This is a genomic window from Curtobacterium sp. ZW137, from assembly GCF_003762905.1.
Classification (GTDB): Bacteria; Actinomycetota; Actinomycetes; order Actinomycetales; family Microbacteriaceae; genus Curtobacterium.
In genome coordinates, this window is sequence record NZ_RJKS01000001.1 from 571,867 (window position 1) to 589,632 (window position 17,766).

Below are 17,766 nucleotides of genomic sequence, written 5' to 3' on the forward strand. Positions count from 1 at the left end.
ACTGTCGCGCTGCCGGTACGGGTCCGCATCACCCGTGCCGGGTGAGTGCCGGGGCCGCCTGGAATCACCCGCTTGGGGTGGTGCTGTGCGTCGCACCCGGCGGATAGACCTGGGCCATCAACTCAGGGAGGGATCCGCCATGGACTTCTGGACCACATTCTGGGCGATCGTCTGGTACGCGTTCCTCGCGTTCACGTTCGTCGCCGCGCTGATGGCGCTGTTCTCGGTCATCGCCGACCTCTTCAGGGACCGCGAGCTCAACGGGTGGTGGAAGGCCGTCTGGGTCCTCTTCCTCGTCTTCGTGCCGTTCCTCACGGTGTTCGTCTACCTGATCGCACGTGGCCGGGGCATGGCGGAACGGAGCGCTGCGGCATCGCAGCGCAACCAGGAGGCCGCTGAGGGCTACATCCGTCGTGTCGCCGGCAGTTCGCCGTCGGACGAGATCGCGAAGGCGCAGGCACTGCTCGACGCCGGCACGATCACCCCGGCCGAGTTCGACGCGATCAAGGCGCACGCACTCGGTGGCGCCCGTCCGTCGGCGCACGCGGCGACGGCGTGACACCGTGACCACCACGTTCGCGTACGGACCGGCCGAGGTCTTCGTCGCCGCCTACCGCGGAGAACTGCCGGACACCGCGTTGCTCGGCGCACTCACCGACCTCATCGCATCCGACACCGTACGGCTGCTCGACCTCCTCCTCATCACGAAGGCGGAGGACGGGTCCGTCCGGGTCCGCGAGATCGACGACGTCACACCGGTCGCGATCCCGGGCTCCTCGGGGCCGGTCGAGCTCGAGGCTCGCGGGCTGACCGCGAACGACGACATCGACGAGGTCGCGGACTCCCTGGAGCCCGGGACGTCGGCGGCCATCGTCGTCATCGAACAGCTCTGGGCGAAGGCCCTCGCCGAGCGGTTCACCGACAGCGGGAGCCACCTGCTGTGGAGCACACGCGTTCCGGCACCAGCACTCAACGAGCTCGCCGCAGCGGCGCACATCGGCTAGGAGACCCCATGTTGTACCGACGATTCGGCAGACCAGGACTCCTCGGGCTCGCCGCCCGGACCGCGGTCGTCGCGGGGACCGCGTCAGCGGTCGGCGGCGCGATGCGGAACCGCCAGCAGCGGGCCGCGGACGAACGCGCCTCGGCCGACGCGTGGGACGCCGAGCAGACCGTGCCGATGGCGCCACCGGCTCCCGCGCAGGCCCCACCGGTCGCGCCGGCGCCCGCCGAGCCGGACCTGATGACCGAACTGGAACGACTCGGCCAGCTCAAGCAGCAGGGGCTGCTCAGCGACGACGAGTTCGCCGCCGCGAAGCAGCGACTGATCAGCGGCTGACGACCCCTCGAGACCAGACACCAGACACCACAGGAGGACATCCCATGGCAACGACGACCACCGCAAGCGACTCGACAGTCGGCGTCTTCGCGTCGAGCGACGAAGCGCTCGGCGCCGCGAAGGCCCTCAAGGACGCCGGGTACGGCGACGACGTCGTCTCGATCGTCGGGAAGGGCGTGAAGGACGACAAGAAGGTGCACGGTTGGATCCCGGTCGGGAACGAAGCAGGGACCTTCGGCGGCTGGGGCGCCCTCTGGGGAGCGTTGACCGGGTGGCTCCTCCTCGGGTTCGTCTGGTTGCCCGGCATCGGCTGGGTCGCCGCCGCCGGGTGGCTCGCGAGCACGCTCGTCGGCGCCGGCATCGGCGCAGGACTCGGCGCGCTCATCGGCCTGGCAGTCCCCGAGGAGGAGATCCCGCAGTACGAGGACGACCTCAAGGCCGACCGCTACCTCGTGGTCGTCCACGGCGACGCCGCGACCGTGGACGAAGCACACCGCATCATCGACGCCGCCGGTCCGGTGCGCGTCAACCGATACACCAAGTGATGACCGCCAACAACCGAAGGAAACGACCATGGCAGACCTCATCGTGATCTCGTTCGACGACGACAAGAACGCCGTCGCCGCGTACGAGGAAGTGCAACAGCTGCAGAGCGACCTCGTCGTCGAACTCGCGGGCCTCGCGCTCGTCCACGTCGACGACAAGGGCAAGACGCACGTGGAGACCCCGGGACCGGCGGGCAACGTCGGCGCCGGAGCCGCCGGCGGTGCCCTGTTCGGCACCCTCCTCGGGCTCCTATTCTTCGTGCCGTTCTTCGGACTGGTCATCGGCGGCGCGCTCGGCGCGCTGTTCGCCGGCCTCGACAAGACCGGCCTGAACGCGGAGTTCCGCGACCGTGTGAAGTCCGCCGTCGCAGACGGACGATCGGCAGTCGTGATCTACGCGACGAAGATCACCGAGGACAAGTTCGGCGAGGCGCTGTCGCGCTTCAACGGGACCATCGTGCAGACCTCGCTCTCCGCCACGGACGAGCACGAGCTCGCGCACGACATGACCGGCGCTCGCTGAGCCAGGGAGGGCCGGACCATGGGTGCGCTCATCCTCGGACTCATCGCACCGGCCCTCGGGATCCTGCTCAGCCCGCTCGCGATCATGGCGCTCGTCGCCGAGCTGCTGTCACGGCGGTACCGGGCGAACGGGATCGCCTTCGCCACCGGCTGGCTGCTCGCGACGGTCGTCGTCACCGGGGTCGCCGTGGCGGTCTTCACCGCGATCGACTTCCACCCCCGCACCGACGCTCCGCTCTGGGCGGGCGTGGTCCGCCTGGTCATCGCGGTCGTCCTGATCCTCACCGCCGTCTGGGTCTTCCGTCGCGGCGGGAAGGACCTGCAGAAGATGTCGGAGGCGTCCACGCCCGAACAGGTGGCGGCCGCGACCCCGCAGTTGCCCGGGTGGCTGCAGAAGGTCAGCGAGTTCTCGCCGGGACGTTCCCTGGCGCTCGGCTTCGGGATCTTCGCGGTGAACCCCGTCGATGCGTCGTGCGCGATCATCGCCGGCATCGACGTCGCCGGCGCTCCGGTCACCTTCGGCGCTGGCGCCGCGGTGGCCGTCGGGTTCGTCGTCGTCGCGGTCGTCCCGATCGTCGTCCCGGTCTGCTTCGTCCTCGCCCGCGGCGACGCGGCTGCACCACTGCTCGAAGGACTGCGGACCTGGATCGCGGGGCACACGAACGTGCTGAACGCCGCGCTCATCCTCGTCATCGGTGCCCTGCAGCTGCAGAAGGCCGTCTCTGCCCTGATCTCCTGACAGTGCCCCGAGAGGAACGCAGCATGACCACCATCGAGGACGAACTCGCCGCACTCCGAGCCGAGAACGCGACGCTCCGCGACCGGCTCGGGCAGCAGGAGACCCCTCGTCGACGCGGATGGGGATGGGCGATCCCGTCCGCCGCCCTGATCATCATCGGTGCGGTGCTCGCCCCGGTCGCGGTGATCACGACGTGGGCACAGCGGGAGGTGACCTCGACGGACGCGTTCGTCGCCACGTTCGGCCCGCTCGCGCGGGACCGTGCGGTGCAGACCTTCATCGCGAGCAGGACCGTCGACGTCATCGACGAGCGGCTCGACGTCGCCGGCCTCACCGGGACGGTCTTCGACGGGATCGCGCAGCTCGACCTCCCCCCGCGCGCCAAGAGCGCGTTGACGGCGCTCGAGGGACCGGCGACCGCCGGCATCCAGGACCTCATCAGCAGCACCGTCGACCGGTTCGTCGCCTCCGACCAGTTCGCGACGATGTGGAACGGGCTCCTCCGGACCGGGCACACCCAGTTGGTCGCGTCGCTCAGCGGCGATCGCAAGGCGGCGGTCGCGATCGGCGAGGACGGATCGATCGGCGTCCAGCTCGGCCCGGTGGTCGCCGAGGTGAAACAGCGCCTCGTCGACCGCGGGCTGACGTTCGCCGCCCGGATCCCGGCCGTCGACCGCACGATCGTCATCGCGACGTCCGACGCCGCGGTTCGCGCCCAGACGGCCTACACCCTCGTCCAGGTCACCGCGGCGTGGCTCCCGTGGCTCGTCGTCGCGTGCATCGGGATCGGCGTGGTGATGGCCAGGCGACGCGCCAGGGCCCTGACGCTCGGGGCGGTCGGCGTCGCCCTCGCGATGCTCGCCACGCTCGCGGCCCTCGGCGTGGGACGGGTCCTGGCCGTCCGGGCGTTGGCACCGGACCTGATGCCGCGGAACGCGGCCAGGGCGATCTACGACAGCGTTTCCGCGTTCGCACTGAGTGCTGCGGTCGCGGGCACGGTCCTCGCCCTGGCGGTCGCGGTGGTCGCGTGGTTCGGCGGGTCGACGGTCTCCGCGCAGTGGCTGCGACGCGGGTTCGGGAGCGGGGCGACGACGCTCCGCGCCTGGGCCGAGTCCCACGGGGTCAGCACCGGGCGGGTCGGCGTGGAGCTGTACCGCGCGCGGGTGCTCCTCCGCACGCTCGTCGCGCTCGGGGCGGCGGCGATCATCCTGCTCCACCGGCCGCTCCAGCCGGCCCTCATCGTGTGGACCCTGGTCGGTGCCCTCGTGGTGGTCGCCGTCCTCGAGCTGGTCGCCCGACCGCCGGAGGTCGGGGCCGGCACCGTGTCCACCGTCGGAACCGAAGGGAGCTGAGCGCCGTGCCGTTCTGGAAGCACCGATCCCGTACCGAGGGACCCCCGGCGAGCACGAGCGACGACACCACGGAGCGCGCGCCGGGGGCGGGTCGGGGTCTCCGCATCATGGTCGGCCTCGCGGCGGCGGTCGTCATCGCCGTCGGCACCGCCCGGTTCGCGGGGATCATCAGCCCGACCGTGCTGGCCCTCGTCGTGACGATCTGCGTCCAGCCAGCCCGCGTCTTCCTCGAACGACTCGGGCTCGCGCGGAGCCTCGCGTCGGCGGTCGTCATCGTCGTGATCCTGGTCCTGCTCGTCGGGTTCTCCCTGGCACTCGTGGTCTCCGTCGCCCAGTTCGCGACGCTGTTCCCGAAGTACGCGGACCAGATCCACGCCTTCGAGGAGCAGCTCGGGCACTGGCTGACCTCGCTCGGCGTCGGACAGCAGCAGGTGCAGACGCTCCTGGCCGGGTTCGACCCAGGCAAGGTCGTCGGTGCGGTGTCGGGCCTGGTCGGCAGCGTCTTCGGGCTGGGGGTCAGCCTGGTCGTCGTCCTCGCGCTCATCGTCTTCATGACGCTCGACGCCGGGTGGGGACGACTCATCGCCGATCGGCTGCGCCCCGCCCGTCCCCGTCTCGTCGAGGCGCTGGCCGGCTTCACGGTGAGCGTGCGGCGGTACATGGTCGTGACAGCCGTGCTCGGCGCGGCGGTCGCCGCCCTCGACGCGCTGGCCCTGGTGCTCCTCGGGGTCCCGGGAGCAGCGCTGTGGGGACTCCTCGCCTTCATCACGGGGTTCATCCCGAACATCGGGTACTGGATCGGGATCATCCCCCCGGTGATCCTCGCGTTGCTCGCCAACGGGTGGCAGAACGCGATCGTGGTGATCGTCGTCTACGCGGTGATCAACGGCGTGATCCAGTCCGGGCTGCAGCCGCACATCGTGGGGTCAGCCGTCTCCCTCAACCAGACGATCGCGTTCCTCTCGGTCGTGTTCTGGTCGGCAGTCCTCGGGCCGATGGGTGCGATCCTCGCGATCCCGCTGACCCTGCTGGTCCGTGCGGTCCTCGTCGACGCCAACCCGGACGCGCGGTGGATCCGCCCCGCGCTCGGGGACGTCACGGGACTCGGCCCGCCCTCGCGGCGTGCGGCCAGACGAGCGACGGGCAACGCCCGCACGACGACGAAGGGCACACCGTGAACACCGCATCCCTCATCGGCGGACTCCTGCCCCAGGCGGTCACGATCGCCATCAGTCCGCTCCCGATCATCGCCGCGATCCTGATGCTCCTCTCGCCCCGCGCGAGGACGGTGGCCACGGCGTTCATGGTCGGCTGGGTGGCCGGCATCGCGATCGCGGTCATCGTCGTCACGCTGCTGTCCTCGTCGATCCCCGCCGCGGACCCGGACGCGTCGAAGCCGGTGGCGGGGATCGTGGAGCTGGTGCTGGGCGTCCTGCTGGTGCTCCTCGCGGTCCACCAGTGGCGGGGCCGACCGGCGCCGGGAACCACCGCGTCGCCGCCGAAGTGGATGGCGGCGATCGACTCGATGACCCCGGGCCGGGCCGCGGGGCTCGCGTTCCTGCTCGCCGCGGTGAACCCGAAGAACCTGATGATGGCGGTCGCCGCCGGCGTCTCGGTCGGGACCAGCGGCGCCGACGCGGCCCCGACCGTCTGGGCGCTCGTCGTCTTCATCGTGATCGCGTCGCTGAGCATCGCGGTGCCGGTCGTCGTGTTCCTGGTCGCCGGTGACCGGGTCGCCGGTGCCCTCGGCACCCTCCGGGACTGGCTCACCGCGAACAACGCGACGATCATGGCCGTCCTGCTCCTGGTGATCGGCGTGACGACCATCGGCAAGGGGATCGGGGCCTTCTGATGCGCATCCTCCCGGGACTCGACCGGCACTCGTGGCGCACCGAGGCCCTCGCCGGCATCACGCTCGCGGCGATCGCCATCCCGCTCAACATCGGGTACGCGCAGATCGCGGGCCTGCCGCCCACCGCCGGGCTCTACTCCCTCATCGTGCCGGGGGTGCTCTTCGCGTTGCTGGCATCGAGTCGGCAGCTCGTCGCCTCGCCGGACGCGGCCGCCGCGGCGCTCGTCGGGTCCTCGCTCGCGGGACTCGCGACCGCCGGCAGCGCGTCCTACGTGCAGCTCGCGCTGGCGCAGGCGCTCGTCGGGGCGGTCGTGTTCGCCCTCTGCGCGGTGCTGAAGCTCGGGTTCCTCGCGAACTTCCTGTCCGCGCCGATCCTGGTGGGGTTCGTCGGCGGCCTGGCGCTCGACATCCTGCTGAGCCAGGTGGCGAAGATGCTCGGCGTCAAGGTCGACAGCGGCGACGAGTTCATCCCACGGCTCGGTGAGCTGTTCGCCGGGCTCGGGACCGTGAACGTGTGGTCCGTGTGCCTCGCCGCCGGGTCCGTGGTGATCCTCATCGTGGGCCGACGTTTCCGCGCGGTGCCCTGGGCGCTCGTCGTGCTCGTCGTGACGACCCTCGTCCTGGTCGTGTTCCGCCTCGACGACGCCGGCGTGTCGGTGCTCGGGAACGTCCCGGCCGGACCGCCGACGTTCACGTGGCCACAGATCTCCTGGCACCAGTGGGTCCAGGTGCTCCCCAGCGCCGTCGCACTGACACTGGTCGCGATGGCCGAGGGGCTGCTCGTGGCCCGCCGCTACGCGGAGAAGCACGACCTCCCGGACGACGCGAACCGCGACCTCTTCGCGTTCGCGGCCGCCAACCTCGGTTCCGGGCTGACCGGCGGGTTCACGGTCGGGTCGTCGGCGTCCCGGACGGCGGCGATGGACCAGACCGGCTCACGCACACAGCTCCCGGCCCTCGTGGCGGCGGTGCTCACCCTCCTCGTGGTCTGCTTCGGGACCGCGCTGCTGCAGGACATCCCGTCGCCGGCCATCGGCGCGATCGTGGCGGTGGCCGTCGTCCCGCTGCTCGGCATCCGGGACTTCGCGCGCCTCTGGCGCCTCCGCCGGTTCGAGTTCGCGATCGCCGCGGTCTGCTTCCTCGGCGCGCTGCTCCTCGGGCCGATCATCGGCGTCGTGATCGCGTTCGTGCTCTCGTTGATCAACGTGATCCGGTCCGCCGCCAACCCACCGGTGGACGTCCTCGTGCCGGACGGGGAACCGGTCGACGTCTTCCGCGCGGCACGGGACGGGAGCGTCACGTCGGCACCGGGGGTCATCGTCCTCCGCTTCGCCGGACCGTTGTTCTTCGGCAACGCGCAGCTGTTCGCGAGCGCCGTGCGGTCGAGCGTGACGGCGGGGACGGCGGCGGGAGCGCACGCGATCGTGCTCGACTGTGGTGCCGTGACGGCGATCGACACCACGGCGGCCGACGTCGCCGCCGAGGCCTTCGCGTGGGCGCGCGAGAACGGCGTCGAGGTGGCGTTCAGTCGCGCGCGAGCGTCGACCAAGGCGGAGCTCGAACACTTCGACCTGGTGGGGGAGAGCCGGTTCTTCACGAGCAACCGCGCAGCGGTCGCCGCCCTCGGTCGCTGACGTCCCTCAGCGGAGTTGCCGGAGCTCGGCGATGTCGAGCCCGAGGTCGGCGAGCCGCGCCAGGAGCCCGTGCAACTGGGTCTGGTCGTCGAGGTCGCCGACCAGCAGTGTCTCGGCCGGACCGATCGGCAACAGCTCGAACTCCGGGAACGCCGCCGTCAGGGTCTCCGACAGCGTGTACGGCAGGCGGACCTCGTAGCGGCTCATCGTCACCCTCCAGCTCGTCGTGAGGCCACGATCATCCCGCCGGAGCGGGACTGCCCGGTTCCCCTGAACCGGGTGAGGTCCGGCGGATCAGAGCAGCCCGCGTCGACGCGCGGCGCTCACCGCCTCGGTGCGGCCGGTGGCCGAGAGCTTCCCGTAGATGCTCCGGAGGTGCGTCTTGATGGTGTTCACGCTGAGGTGGTGCTTCGCGGCGATCTCGGCGACCGTCTGGTGGGCGGGGAGCTCGAGCAGGAGCTCCTGCTCCTTCGGTGTGAGCGGGACCGTCGCGTCCGGGTGCTCCTGGCCGACGCCGATGCGTTCGTGCTCGGCGAGTGCGAGGACGTGGTCCGCGTACGGCTCGAGTGCGCCGTAGGAACCACGGTGGCGGAACACGAGCTGTGCGCCGGCGCCGCGACAGGCGAGGAACTCACGCGCGTAGCCGAACTCCTCGCTGACGTCGAGCGCACGCCGCACCCGCTCGGCGGACTCCGCGACGCGGCCGTGGACGCACGCGTGCGATGCGAGCGCCAGGTGTGCGTTGACGATGCTGCTCCCGGACCACGCCGCGTCGTCGCCGTCGAGCGTATCCACCACAGCGTGCTCGACGACGTGGTCGTTCCGGGTGCCGGCGAGGAGTCGGAGGGTGTTCAGCTCGAGGGAGTCGGGGCCGAGGACGTCGGCGAGCACGCGGCGGATCTCCGTCGCGGCCGGCGCACCGTGCAGCGCGGCGGACCAGCTCTGCATGCGCACGGCGACAGCGGCGACGATCCGCGGGTGGTTCCGCCCGTCGAACCGCACGAGCTGCACCAGTCGGGCGAGCGCGTCACGTGGTGCCGGCGACGCGTCGAGCGTCGCCACGAGCAGCAGCGCCCGGATGTGGAAGAGGAGGCCGAGCTCACTGCCGACGGGATCGGCCGCGTCGATGCGGTGGAGCGCCGTGAAGGACACCGGTTCACAGCGTGCGTAGGCGCGGGACGTGGAGACGAGCAGCGCTCGCGCGGTCGCACGGTTGTAGGGCGGCGTCGTGTCGAACGGGACCTGGTCCACCTGCGCTTCGTACGCACTCGCGGTGCGCCAGTCACCGGACCGGACGGCGAGGGTCGCGGCGGTGTCGGCCGCCACCAGGAACACCCACGAGTACCCCGCTCGGGAGGCTGCACCCTGGATCGAGCGCAGGAGCTGCTCGGCGTCCGCGCGGCGCCTCATGACGACGAGGCACCACGCGACCGCCGACCGGAGGAGCAGTGCGACGTCGAGCGACTCCACCGGGGTGCTGCGCATGAAGTCGCCCAGCTCGCGCAGGCGGACCGTCGCCGCGTCGGGATCCTCGATCAGGAAGGAGCCCAGCGCGATGACCACGGGCCGCCAGTGGTCGGCGACCTCCGGCTCCGCGGACGCGAGGAGGGCCGCCGCCTGCGCGAGGCGTTCCTCGGCGCCGATGCGGTCCGGGAAGGTGGGCACGTCCATGCCCACGCGGAGCGTGAGCGTCGCCAGCGTGTCCTGACTCGGCGGGAGTGCCCGGAGCGCGGTGCTCACGATCGCGGTCCTGCCCTGCATGAGGAGGGTTCCGCCGGAGTGTTCGATCTGCGTGCGGAGTGCGTCCTGGTCGCGGGCGAGGAGCGCCTGTTCCAGGGCCGTGACGTGGTCGCCGTGCGCTTCGTACCACCCGGCGGCGGCGACGTGGTTCCGGACCGCGCCGCACTCCTCCCGCCGACGGAACTCGGCGCGCATGTACCCGGCGAGGATCGGGTGGAACCGGAACCCGTCGTGGTCGGGACTCGCGCTGACGAGCACGTTCCGGGCGCTCAGTCGGTGCAGGACCGCACCGACGTCCGCGCGGCCGGTCAGCGTGACGGCGAGGGCGAGGGGGACGTCCGTGCCGACCGCCGCCCGCATCAGGACCTCACGGTCGTCCTCGTCGAGGGCGTCCAGCACCCGCACGACCAGGTAGTCGGCGACCTGGTGCTGGTCGCCACCGAACCGGGCGACCGCGGCGGCCGGATCGCGCTGCTCGAGGAGGTACGGCATCGCGAGCGCCAGGCCGGCCGCCCATCCGGCGGTCCGTGCCGTGAGGGTCTCGGCGTCCTGGATCGGCAGCACCAGGCCGAACCGGAGGGCGAGCGCGAGTGTGTCCTCGACGTCGAACGCGAGGTCCCTGGTCGGAACGACGGACCGTCCGCCCGCGGCGTCGGTCACGGCCGCGAACCCGCTCGGCTCGTACCGGCCGGCGATGACGAAGCGGACCCCTGGGCCGCTCCGGGTGATCAGCCGGATCAGCGGCGGCACGCCGAGGCCGCCGAGCAGCCGGTCGACGTCGTCGACGAACAACCAGTCCTCGGCGATCGGTTCGTCGGCGAGGAGGTCCGTCGCGCCGAGCCAGCGCACGGTGTCGCCGTCGGAGCGCACCCGGTCGGCCCAGTTCGTGAGCGCGGTCGTCTTGCCGGCACCGGCCGGAGCCCACATCGTGAGCAGTCTGCGGTCCGATCGCCGGAAACGGTCGAGTTGGTCGAGCAGCCGCGGGCGTTCGAGCGGGCGACCTCCGGCGTGCTGCGCCGATGAGCCACCGTTCGGTGTGTCGTTCGCCCGGGCGGTGCTCCTGGTCTCGTTGAAGGCGTACATGTCGAGCCTTTCCCTGAAAAGGCGTGATGTGCTGCTCACGATAGGGGCAGGATGGAGGTTCTGCGAGGAAAACTTGGTGTCAGGCGGGAACAATCACCCCATCCGGGTGACCCCGCCGCCGCCCGGTCGTCGGAGAGTCTGACCATGGAGACTCGTGTCGAGGTCGTCGACGTCGCGGGCGGAGCATTCCTGATGGGATCGGACCGTTTCTACCCGGACGAGGGCCCGGTCCACGAGCGGACGGTCCCGGACTTCCGCCTCGGTTCCCAGCCGGTCACGAACGCGGAGTTCGCGGCGTTCGTCGGCGCGACGGGGTGGATCACGGAAGCGGAACGCCCGCTGTCGCCGGAGGCGTTCCCCGACCTCGCGGCGGATGAACGACTGGCGGGGTCCCTGGTCTTCACACCGACGGCCGGACCGGTCGATCTCCGCGACTGGCGGGCCTGGTGGAGGTGGCAGGCCGGCGCCGACTGGCGGCACCCGCGCGGCCCGGAGTCCTCCGTCGGCGGCCTCGACGACCACCCGGTCGTCCAGGTGTCCCACGCCGACGCCGCGGCGTACGCCGCCTGGGTCGGCGGTCGGCTGCCGACCGAGGCGGAGTGGGAGTACGCCGCCAAGGCCGGTGGTGAACCGGACTGGCCCTTCGCCTGGGGGACCGACGCCCACCCCGGGGGCGCGACCATGGCGAACACCTGGCAGGGTGCGTTCCCGTACCGGAACACCGGCGCTGCCGGGTGGGTGGGGACCTCGCCGGTCGGCTCGTTCCCGCCCAACCCGCTCGGGATCGTCGACATGATCGGCAACGTCTGGGAGTGGACCGACACCCCGTACACCGCCCGGCACGAGCCGGGCACCGCGACCGGCGGGGAGCACTGCGGATGCGGTCCGGCCGACGCGCACCACGGCATGACTGCCGACGGCTCGGCTGCGGAACCCGCGATGCGGGTGCTCAAGGGCGGCTCGCACCTGTGCGCCCCCGAGTACTGCCTGCGCTACCGTCCTGCTGCACGTTCACCCCAGAGCGACGACTCCGCGGCGACGCACATCGGGTTCCGGGTGGCCTGGGACGCCTGACCGCCGTCAGGACACATCGCGGCGTGCACCCTGCGCTGCTTCCACGCTCGGGAAGACGCGGTGCTGTCCGACGAGCCCACGGAACCAGTTGCTCCGCGACGCCGTGTCCGCCGCAGGTCCGTCGAGTCCGACGAGGATCAGTGTGACGCCCCGCTGCTCGAGCTCCTGGTCCAGGTCCCTGAGCGCATCGAGGATCGTCACGGTCGCTGCGCGCATGCGGCTGAGGTCGAGCACGAGCGCGTCGACGCCGGCGGAGGACTCGGCGACCTCGATGGCAGCGTTCTCGTACCCGAGCACGTTCGCGGTGTAGACGTCTCCGTCGACTCGCGCACTCACTGAGCGACCGACGACCGCTCCCGGGACGAAGCGGACGCGCTGGAGCTCACGCAGGATCAGGACGTACGTCCCGAGGACCCCGACGAGCACCGCCCCGAGGAGTCCCGCGGTGAGACCAACAACCGCAGTGAGCACCGCGAGCCAGAAGTCCCGGCGACTGATCCGCGCCATCCGGCGCAGCTCGGCGATGTCGATGAGCCCGACGACCGCGGTGACGACCAGGGCTGCGAGCGTCGCGGTCGGCATCAGCGCGAGGACCGGCCCGAGGACGAGCGCGACGAGGACCGCGAGCGCCGCCGTGACCAGGGTCGACAGCTGTGAGCGCGCACCGGCACGCTGGTTGACGGCGCTCTGGGAGAACCCGCCGGCAGCGGGCAGCGACTGGGTCACGGAGCCGGCGAGGTTCGCGACCGCGGTCGCGAGCAGCTCCCGGTCGCTGTCGATCTGCGGCTCGCTCCGAGCCCGGATGCCCCGCGCGACGGCGGCCGACTCGAGGAAGGCCATCGTCGCGATCCCGAGCGCACCGGGGAGGAGGCCGGGAACGAGTGTCAGGTCCGGCACCGCCGGCATCGGGAGCCCGTTCGGGACCGCCGGGATCACCTCCACACCGACGTCGGTCAGGTGCAGGGCTGCTGACGCGATGATGCCCCCTGCGACGACGACGAGCGGAGCGGGAAAGTGCGGAGCGAACCGCCGGAGGAGCAACAGGACCGCGATCGACAGGACGGAGAGCACGACGGTCGGGCCGTTCGCACGCGGGACCGCCTCGACGACCGCGACCAGCGAGCGGATGAACCCCCGGCCGGTCGGGTCGTCCGTGAGTCCGAGGAGCTTCGGCAGCTGACCGACGGCCACCGTGGCGCCGACACCGATCTGCACGCCGGCGAGGGTCGCCTTGTTGATGTTCTCGACGAGGGAGCCGAGCGAGAGCAACCGGGCGAGGACCAGCACGACACCCACGATGAGTGTCAGTGTCGCGAGTGCGCGGGGTGCATCGTCGGCGTTCGCCGCGACGTCGGCGGCGACGAACGTGGTGGCGGTCAGCGTCGCGATGGTCGACGTGGTCGACACGCTCATCGCGCGCGATCCACCGAGGAGCGCGTAGACGACCATCGGCGCCATGCACGTGTAGAGCCCGACCTGCACCGGCAGGTCGGCGATGGTCGCGTACGCCATCGCCTGCGGGACGACGACCGCACCCGCGCTCAGGCCGGCGACGACGTCTCGGCCGAGCCAGGCGCGGTCGTAGCCACGCAGGGTGGGAGCGAACCACGCGCTGCGGACCGCTGTCCGCGTCGTCACCGCGTCGTCGCGGACTGCTTCGCCATGGGGTGCTCCTCGTGGTCGGTCTGCACGATGAGGCTCGCCGCCGTCGCCACCGTCGAGCACCCCCGAAACGGGTGAGATCGTCCGCCGTCGGGGCCGGGCTTCAGTCGATCGCGTCGACGAGGGCGGTCAGGAACCGCGGCGGGTCCGAGGAGACGGAGCAGGTGAACCCGGCGGCGCCGAGCGACGCAGCGACCGCCCGGACCACCGAGGACCGCGAGACCTCCCGGTCCTCGTACGAGGACCAGAAGCGGATGCTGATGTCCGCCCACGCCGGGGTGAGCGTGTGCAGGAAGATCTCCGGGTCCGTCGCGCCCCGGTGCTCGACGGAGGCGACGGCGGCGAGGACCGCGGGGCAGACCGCGTCGAGGTCCGGGCTGCCGTGGATGCGCGCGCGGACCTCGCTCCGGACGGCGCCCGTCTCGCTGGCGTTCCAGAGCGGGTGCTCGAGCAGCATCGTGTTCGGGATCCGGATCGTCTTGCCGTCGGACGTGCGCAGCAGCACGGCACGCCCGGTCAGCTCGATGATGCGGCCCTCGACCCCCTCGAGCTCGATCGAGTCCCCGATGTGCACGGGGCGGCGGGCCTGGATGACGAGTCCGGCACCGAAGTTCGCGGCGATGCCCCGGAGCGCCAGGAACGCGACGGCGGAGATGATGATCACGGCGGCGAGCACCGGTTGCAGGGGCGCACCGAGGACGGTGAGCACGATGCCGATCGTCAGCAGCATGATCCCGTACCGCGCCAACCGCGCGGCGAGGTTCGTGGAGCTCGGGCCGAGGCCACTCCACTTCGACAGCGCCGCCGCGACGCCCCGCCGCGCCCACCCGGACGCGAACCACCCCGCGACGAGCACCACGGCGGCCAGGATCACGTCCCAGACACCGAAGGACGAGTCCTTGAGCAGCCCGCTCACGAGATCCTGCATCGCGCCTCCCGGGTCCGTGGGACGGCAGGATACGGCTCGCCCGGGTGCGCCGGTTCCCCCGGAGCGGGTGAGAACACCGGCTGGCACTCGGTGGCGGGGTGGGGCGTCATCGGGCAGGATGTGGAGCAGCACCGGGTGGGCGGGAACGGGGAACTGATGACGGTCGTGTCGACGACATCCACGAGGGGGCGGCTCCTCGGCGCCGCAGCACTGACGATCGTGGCGCTCACGCTCGGCGGGTGTGCCACGACCAGCACCGCGATGCCGGCGGTCGCCACGGCCACGAACCCGGCACCGAGCGCCACGCCGAACAGCCCGACGAGCAGCCCGACGAGCAGCCCGACGAGCACCACGCCGACCAGCCCGACGAGCACCACGCCGACCAGCCCGTCGACCCCGGCGCCCGCCGCCGGCACCGTCGTCCTCGACACCGACCTGGCGTCCGCCGACGGCCGGGCATCGATCCACCTCCGCGTCGTCGCCACCGGCCAGGACGACTACGTCGTGCAGACCTCCGCCTACCGCTCCACGCTCGGCGAACCGCTCGCGGTCTTCTTCCGGCAGTTCGACGAGCAGGTGGGCGACACGATCAGCGAGGGCGTGAGCTTCGGCTACGACGCCTGGGGTGCGCCGGGGGAGACCGCCCAGGTGCCGGACGCACGGTTCCGGCTGCAGGAGGCCGGGGACGACCCGAGCTTCCTGCGGACCGCGGTCCTGGTGAACCGACCCGAAACGTCACCGTGGCAGGTGCTCGGCGTCAGCGAACTGCACTGGTCGACGCCGGACCGGCACCCGGACCTGCACGTCGTCGACACCGGCCCCCGGAGCGGTGCCACCGGCACGGTCGAGTCAGCAGGAGGTGTGCCGCGCTGGTACCACGTGGCGGCGGACGACCGGCTGGCCGACGTCGCGACGCGGTTCGGCGTGACGGTGAGCGACCTGCACTACCTCAGCGCGCGACAGGCCCTCGGCCTGGCGTACGAGCTGCAGGCCGGCGAGACCCTGAACCTCGACCGCACGAAGCGCTGATCCCCGGGTCAGGCCGGGTGGTAGACGGCGATCGCGGGGCCGTCGCCGGCGTCGTGGGTCTGCCGGGTCGCCGCCCAGGTGCGGCCGTCGTGCTCGATGGTCGGCGGCAGGTCGCCGCGGACCAGGATCCGGACCGCTGGACCGTCACCGTCGACGAGGTCCACGCCGTGCGAGTCGGGCTCGTCCGGGTTGCCGCCGCCGGTCTCCTTCACGAAGTCGTTCATGCACCCGAGTCAACACGGACACGCCCGGTACCGGCTCCGAGTCGGCCCTCGGAGCGAACACGGGTATAGTCATCCGAGCGCGACCGACAGGTCACGCGATGCGGATGTGGCGCAGTGGTAGCGCATCACCTTGCCAAGGTGAGGGTCGCGAGTTCGAATCTCGTCATCCGCTCGGGAACCGCCGGCTCCACCCGGCCCCCTACGAAGCCCTGACCTCGGTCGGGGCTCTCGTGGTTTCAGGGGCCCGTGGTTTCAGGGGCCCGTGGTTTCAGGGGCCCGTGGTTTCAGGGGTCGGATTCTCGGGGCGATCGTGGTTCGAGACGCTCAGAGCAGCGCCGCCCGGACGCCCGGCATCGCGACCCACCGCCGCGCGCCGTCGGTCACCACCGTCACGAGCACGCTGTCGCAGTCCACGCACCGCGCGACCGAGCCCATCGCCGTCCGGTACGTCCGCGCCCGCCCGAGCACGCCGAGCGAACCGCACCCCGCACAGCGCAGCCGGGCCGAGGTCGCGTCCGGACCGAGGACGTCGGCGAGGTCCCCGGCGAGCGCGTTGCCGTCGAACAGGGTCATCCGTTGCCTCCGAACCGTTCCGCGCGGACGTCCGTCGTGTCGTGCCCGCGCTCCCCGAGCCACCGCAGGACCTGCTCGACGAACGGCGTCGAGCCGCAGACGTACACCAGGGCACCGGCGTCCGGCGGGAACACCGCCGCGGCGAGGGCGTCCCGGGTGAGCCGCCCGACCGGCAGCGTCGGGTCCGGCGCCCGGCGGCTGTACACGATCGCGTCGGTGAACGGCGCGGTGCCGGCGCGTGCGGCGTCGAGTGTGGACCGGAAGAAGACGTCGTCCGGCGTCCGCACGGCGTAGAGGAGCCGGAACGGGGTCGGGTCCTCGGCCTCGGTGTGCGCGGAGACCATCGCGGCGAGCGGCACGATGCCCGACCCGCCCGCGATCAGCTGGACGGGACGGGTCGGTGCGGTGGTGTCCGGTCGCCAGACGAACCAGCCCCCGAGCGGGCCGTGCACGTCGAGGGCGTCCCCGACCTCGACCGCGTCGACCAGGAACGGGGAGACCTCGCCGTCGTCGACGCGGTCCACGGCCAGGGTGACCATGGTGGAGTCGCCGGCGGACGCGATCGAGTACGAGCGCGTGGCCTGGTAGCCGTCCTCGGCGGTGAGTCGCAGGTCCAGGTGCTGACCGGGGTCGTTGCCGGGCCAGGTCGGCACGTCGAGGACGATCCGCCGGGCGGTCGGGGTCTCGGGGGAGACGGCGGCGACGGTCGCGGCGTGCCAGGCCGGCCGTCTGCGGGGCGGCGCGGACGGTGCGGAGCCGACCCCCGCCTCCAGACCGGCGGTGCCAGGCGGCACGACGGACGAGGGCACCGTCACCAGTACCGCTCCTCCTTCCACGGGTCACCGTGGAGGTTGTAGCCCGCGTTCTCCCAGAACCCGGGCTCGTCCGAGGACTGCATCACGATCCCGCGCACCCACTTCGCGCTCTTCCAGAAGTACAGGTGCGGCACGAGGAGCCGCGCCGGCCCGCCGTGCTCCGGCTCGAGCGGTTCCCCGTCGGCCTCGAACGCGATCCAGGCCTGCCCGTCGAGCAGCTCGTCGAGCGGCACGTTCGTGGTGTACCCGCCGAAGCTGTGCACCATGCAGTAGTCCAGTGACGTCTCCACGTCCGCGAACAGCTTGTCGAGCGGCACCCCGCGCCAGGGCATGTCGAGCTTGGTCCAGTGCGTCACGCAGTGGATGTCGACGGTGACGTCCTCGACGCCGAGCGCCCGGACCTCGTCCCACGTCCACTCGTGCAGGCCCGACTCGGTGCGGATCGAGAAGCTCCAGTCGGTGGGCTCGATGTCCGGTGTGGCTCCGGCGGAGAGCACGGGCCAGTCGCGGACCAGGGTCTGGCCGGGTGGGATCCGGGACGCGTCGACCGACCCGGCATCGTCGCCCCGCCGTCGTCCGCCGAACCCGCGTGTGAAGCTCGCCATCGCAGCCCGTCCTCCCTGGACACGCACGCGCATCCGTCGGTCTGATCCTG

Annotated in this window: 20 protein-coding genes and 1 tRNA gene; 13 read left to right on the plus strand and 8 right to left on the minus strand. The window is 71.8% G+C overall.

The annotated features are described in order from the left end of the window. The first annotated feature begins 139 nt into the window (after positions 1-139). The 10 genes from EDF55_RS02685 to EDF55_RS02725 are packed head-to-tail and all read left to right on the plus strand — an operon-like array spanning position 140 to position 7,983. Positions 140-559, plus strand: coding sequence for an SHOCT domain-containing protein (locus EDF55_RS02685; protein ID WP_123653376.1), 420 nt, complete (start codon positions 140-142; stop codon positions 557-559). A 4-nt stretch (positions 560-563) separates the two neighbouring features. Further along, positions 564-1,004, plus strand: a complete 441-nt coding sequence (locus EDF55_RS02690) for a DUF6325 family protein (protein WP_123653377.1) — start codon at positions 564-566, stop codon at positions 1,002-1,004. An 8-nt stretch (positions 1,005-1,012) separates the two neighbouring features. Further along, positions 1,013-1,339: an SHOCT domain-containing protein gene (locus tag EDF55_RS02695; RefSeq protein ID WP_123653378.1), complete on the plus strand. Its 327-nt coding sequence runs from the start codon at positions 1,013-1,015 to the stop codon at positions 1,337-1,339. A gap of 44 nt (positions 1,340-1,383) precedes the next feature. Continuing rightward, on the plus strand, positions 1,384-1,884 hold the full coding sequence (locus EDF55_RS02700; RefSeq protein WP_123653379.1) for a DUF1269 domain-containing protein: 501 nt from the start codon (positions 1,384-1,386) through the stop codon (positions 1,882-1,884). Between the two features lie 28 nt (positions 1,885-1,912). Next, positions 1,913-2,407: a DUF1269 domain-containing protein gene (locus EDF55_RS02705; RefSeq protein WP_123653380.1), complete on the plus strand. Its 495-nt coding sequence runs from the start codon at positions 1,913-1,915 to the stop codon at positions 2,405-2,407. 18 nt (positions 2,408-2,425) lie between these two features. Continuing rightward, positions 2,426-3,145 (plus strand): GAP family protein, encoded by a 720-nt coding sequence (locus EDF55_RS02710; RefSeq protein ID WP_123653381.1) that lies wholly within the window; start codon positions 2,426-2,428, stop codon positions 3,143-3,145. Between the two features lie 23 nt (positions 3,146-3,168). Continuing rightward, the gene (locus tag EDF55_RS18660; protein WP_165931541.1) at positions 3,169-4,497 is read left to right on the plus strand and encodes a hypothetical protein; all 1,329 of its coding nucleotides are present in this window, start codon (positions 3,169-3,171) and stop codon (positions 4,495-4,497) included. A gap of 5 nt (positions 4,498-4,502) precedes the next feature. After that, on the plus strand, positions 4,503-5,675 hold the full coding sequence (locus tag EDF55_RS18665) for an AI-2E family transporter (RefSeq protein WP_185017068.1): 1,173 nt from the start codon (positions 4,503-4,505) through the stop codon (positions 5,673-5,675). After that, on the plus strand, positions 5,672-6,349 hold the full coding sequence (locus EDF55_RS02720; protein ID WP_123653382.1) for a GAP family protein: 678 nt from the start codon (positions 5,672-5,674) through the stop codon (positions 6,347-6,349). Before EDF55_RS18665 ends, EDF55_RS02720 begins: the two co-directional genes overlap by 4 nt. Further along, a complete protein-coding gene (locus tag EDF55_RS02725; RefSeq protein WP_123653383.1) occupies positions 6,349-7,983 on the plus strand; it encodes a SulP family inorganic anion transporter in 1,635 nt (544 codons plus the stop codon). Before EDF55_RS02720 ends, EDF55_RS02725 begins: the two co-directional genes overlap by 1 nt. Positions 7,984-7,989: 6 nt before the next feature. Here the strand turns inward: EDF55_RS02725 and EDF55_RS02730 are convergent, their stop codons facing one another. Together EDF55_RS02730 and EDF55_RS02735 are read right to left on the minus strand one after the other, a co-directional pair. Beyond that, complete coding sequence (locus EDF55_RS02730; RefSeq protein ID WP_123653384.1) at positions 7,990-8,190, minus strand: hypothetical protein; 201 nt, start codon at positions 8,188-8,190, stop codon at positions 7,990-7,992. An 87-nt stretch (positions 8,191-8,277) separates the two neighbouring features. After that, positions 8,278-10,806: a LuxR C-terminal-related transcriptional regulator gene (locus EDF55_RS02735; RefSeq protein WP_123653385.1), complete on the minus strand. Its 2,529-nt coding sequence runs from the start codon at positions 10,804-10,806 to the stop codon at positions 8,278-8,280. Positions 10,807-10,950: 144 nt separating this feature from the next. Here EDF55_RS02735 and EDF55_RS02740 point away from each other — a divergent pair, with 144 nt between their 5' ends. After that, positions 10,951-11,880, plus strand: a complete 930-nt coding sequence (locus tag EDF55_RS02740; protein ID WP_123653386.1) for an SUMF1/EgtB/PvdO family nonheme iron enzyme — start codon at positions 10,951-10,953, stop codon at positions 11,878-11,880. Positions 11,881-11,886: 6 nt separating this feature from the next. Here the strand turns inward: EDF55_RS02740 and EDF55_RS02745 are convergent, their stop codons facing one another. Together EDF55_RS02745 and EDF55_RS02750 are read right to left on the minus strand one after the other, a co-directional pair. Continuing rightward, positions 11,887-13,518, minus strand: a complete 1,632-nt coding sequence (locus tag EDF55_RS02745) for a SulP family inorganic anion transporter (protein ID WP_123653387.1) — start codon at positions 13,516-13,518, stop codon at positions 11,887-11,889. A gap of 127 nt (positions 13,519-13,645) precedes the next feature. Then, positions 13,646-14,470, minus strand: a complete 825-nt coding sequence (locus EDF55_RS02750; protein WP_123653388.1) for a mechanosensitive ion channel family protein — start codon at positions 14,468-14,470, stop codon at positions 13,646-13,648. A 156-nt stretch (positions 14,471-14,626) separates the two neighbouring features. Here EDF55_RS02750 and EDF55_RS02755 point away from each other — a divergent pair, with 156 nt between their 5' ends. Next, positions 14,627-15,499 carry a hypothetical protein gene (locus EDF55_RS02755; protein WP_148079024.1) on the plus strand — a complete coding sequence of 291 codons (873 nt, stop codon included), beginning with the start codon at positions 14,627-14,629 and terminating at the stop codon, positions 15,497-15,499. Positions 15,500-15,507: 8 nt separating this feature from the next. Here EDF55_RS02755 and EDF55_RS02760 read toward each other — a convergent pair whose 3' ends face one another. After that, positions 15,508-15,723 carry a hypothetical protein gene (locus tag EDF55_RS02760; RefSeq protein ID WP_123653390.1) on the minus strand — a complete coding sequence of 72 codons (216 nt, stop codon included), beginning with the start codon at positions 15,721-15,723 and terminating at the stop codon, positions 15,508-15,510. A gap of 100 nt (positions 15,724-15,823) precedes the next feature. Between EDF55_RS02760 and EDF55_RS02765 the strand changes: the two genes are divergently transcribed. After that, positions 15,824-15,895 (plus strand) — tRNA-Gly (locus tag EDF55_RS02765). A gap of 152 nt (positions 15,896-16,047) precedes the next feature. Here EDF55_RS02765 and EDF55_RS02770 read toward each other — a convergent pair. The 3 genes from EDF55_RS02770 to EDF55_RS02780 are packed head-to-tail and all read right to left on the minus strand — an operon-like array spanning position 16,048 to position 17,716. Continuing rightward, positions 16,048-16,296: a DUF6510 family protein gene (locus tag EDF55_RS02770; protein ID WP_123653391.1), complete on the minus strand. Its 249-nt coding sequence runs from the start codon at positions 16,294-16,296 to the stop codon at positions 16,048-16,050. After that, positions 16,293-17,111, minus strand: coding sequence for an FAD-binding oxidoreductase (locus EDF55_RS02775; RefSeq protein WP_260235747.1), 819 nt, complete (start codon positions 17,109-17,111; stop codon positions 16,293-16,295). The genes EDF55_RS02770 and EDF55_RS02775 overlap by 4 nt, the downstream gene beginning before the upstream one ends. Continuing rightward, positions 17,108-17,716 (minus strand): molybdopterin-dependent oxidoreductase, encoded by a 609-nt coding sequence (locus tag EDF55_RS02780; RefSeq protein WP_123653392.1) that lies wholly within the window; start codon positions 17,714-17,716, stop codon positions 17,108-17,110. The genes EDF55_RS02775 and EDF55_RS02780 overlap by 4 nt, the downstream gene beginning before the upstream one ends. Positions 17,717-17,766: the final 50 nt, after the last annotated feature.

Coding starts and splice junctions, on each gene's coding strand:
- EDF55_RS02685 (WP_123653376.1), top strand. CDS start 140: ATGGACTTCTGGACCACATTCTGGGCGATCGTCTGGTACGCGTTCCTC.
- EDF55_RS02695 (WP_123653378.1), top strand. CDS start 1,013: ATGTTGTACCGACGATTCGGCAGACCAGGACTCCTCGGGCTCGCCGCC.
- EDF55_RS02700 (WP_123653379.1), top strand. CDS start 1,384: ATGGCAACGACGACCACCGCAAGCGACTCGACAGTCGGCGTCTTCGCG.
- EDF55_RS02705 (WP_123653380.1), top strand. CDS start 1,913: ATGGCAGACCTCATCGTGATCTCGTTCGACGACGACAAGAACGCCGTC.
- EDF55_RS02710 (WP_123653381.1), top strand. CDS start 2,426: ATGGGTGCGCTCATCCTCGGACTCATCGCACCGGCCCTCGGGATCCTG.
- EDF55_RS18660 (WP_165931541.1), top strand. CDS start 3,169: ATGACCACCATCGAGGACGAACTCGCCGCACTCCGAGCCGAGAACGCG.
- EDF55_RS02725 (WP_123653383.1), top strand. CDS start 6,349: ATGCGCATCCTCCCGGGACTCGACCGGCACTCGTGGCGCACCGAGGCC.
- EDF55_RS02730 (WP_123653384.1), bottom strand. CDS start 8,190: ATGAGCCGCTACGAGGTCCGCCTGCCGTACACGCTGTCGGAGACCCTG.
- EDF55_RS02735 (WP_123653385.1), bottom strand. CDS start 10,806: ATGTACGCCTTCAACGAGACCAGGAGCACCGCCCGGGCGAACGACACA.
- EDF55_RS02740 (WP_123653386.1), top strand. CDS start 10,951: ATGGAGACTCGTGTCGAGGTCGTCGACGTCGCGGGCGGAGCATTCCTG.
- EDF55_RS02750 (WP_123653388.1), bottom strand. CDS start 14,470: ATGCAGGATCTCGTGAGCGGGCTGCTCAAGGACTCGTCCTTCGGTGTC.
- EDF55_RS02755 (WP_148079024.1), top strand. CDS start 14,627: ATGACGGTCGTGTCGACGACATCCACGAGGGGGCGGCTCCTCGGCGCC.
- EDF55_RS02760 (WP_123653390.1), bottom strand. CDS start 15,723: ATGAACGACTTCGTGAAGGAGACCGGCGGCGGCAACCCGGACGAGCCC.
- EDF55_RS02770 (WP_123653391.1), bottom strand. CDS start 16,296: ATGACCCTGTTCGACGGCAACGCGCTCGCCGGGGACCTCGCCGACGTC.
- EDF55_RS02780 (WP_123653392.1), bottom strand. CDS start 17,716: ATGGCGAGCTTCACACGCGGGTTCGGCGGACGACGGCGGGGCGACGAT.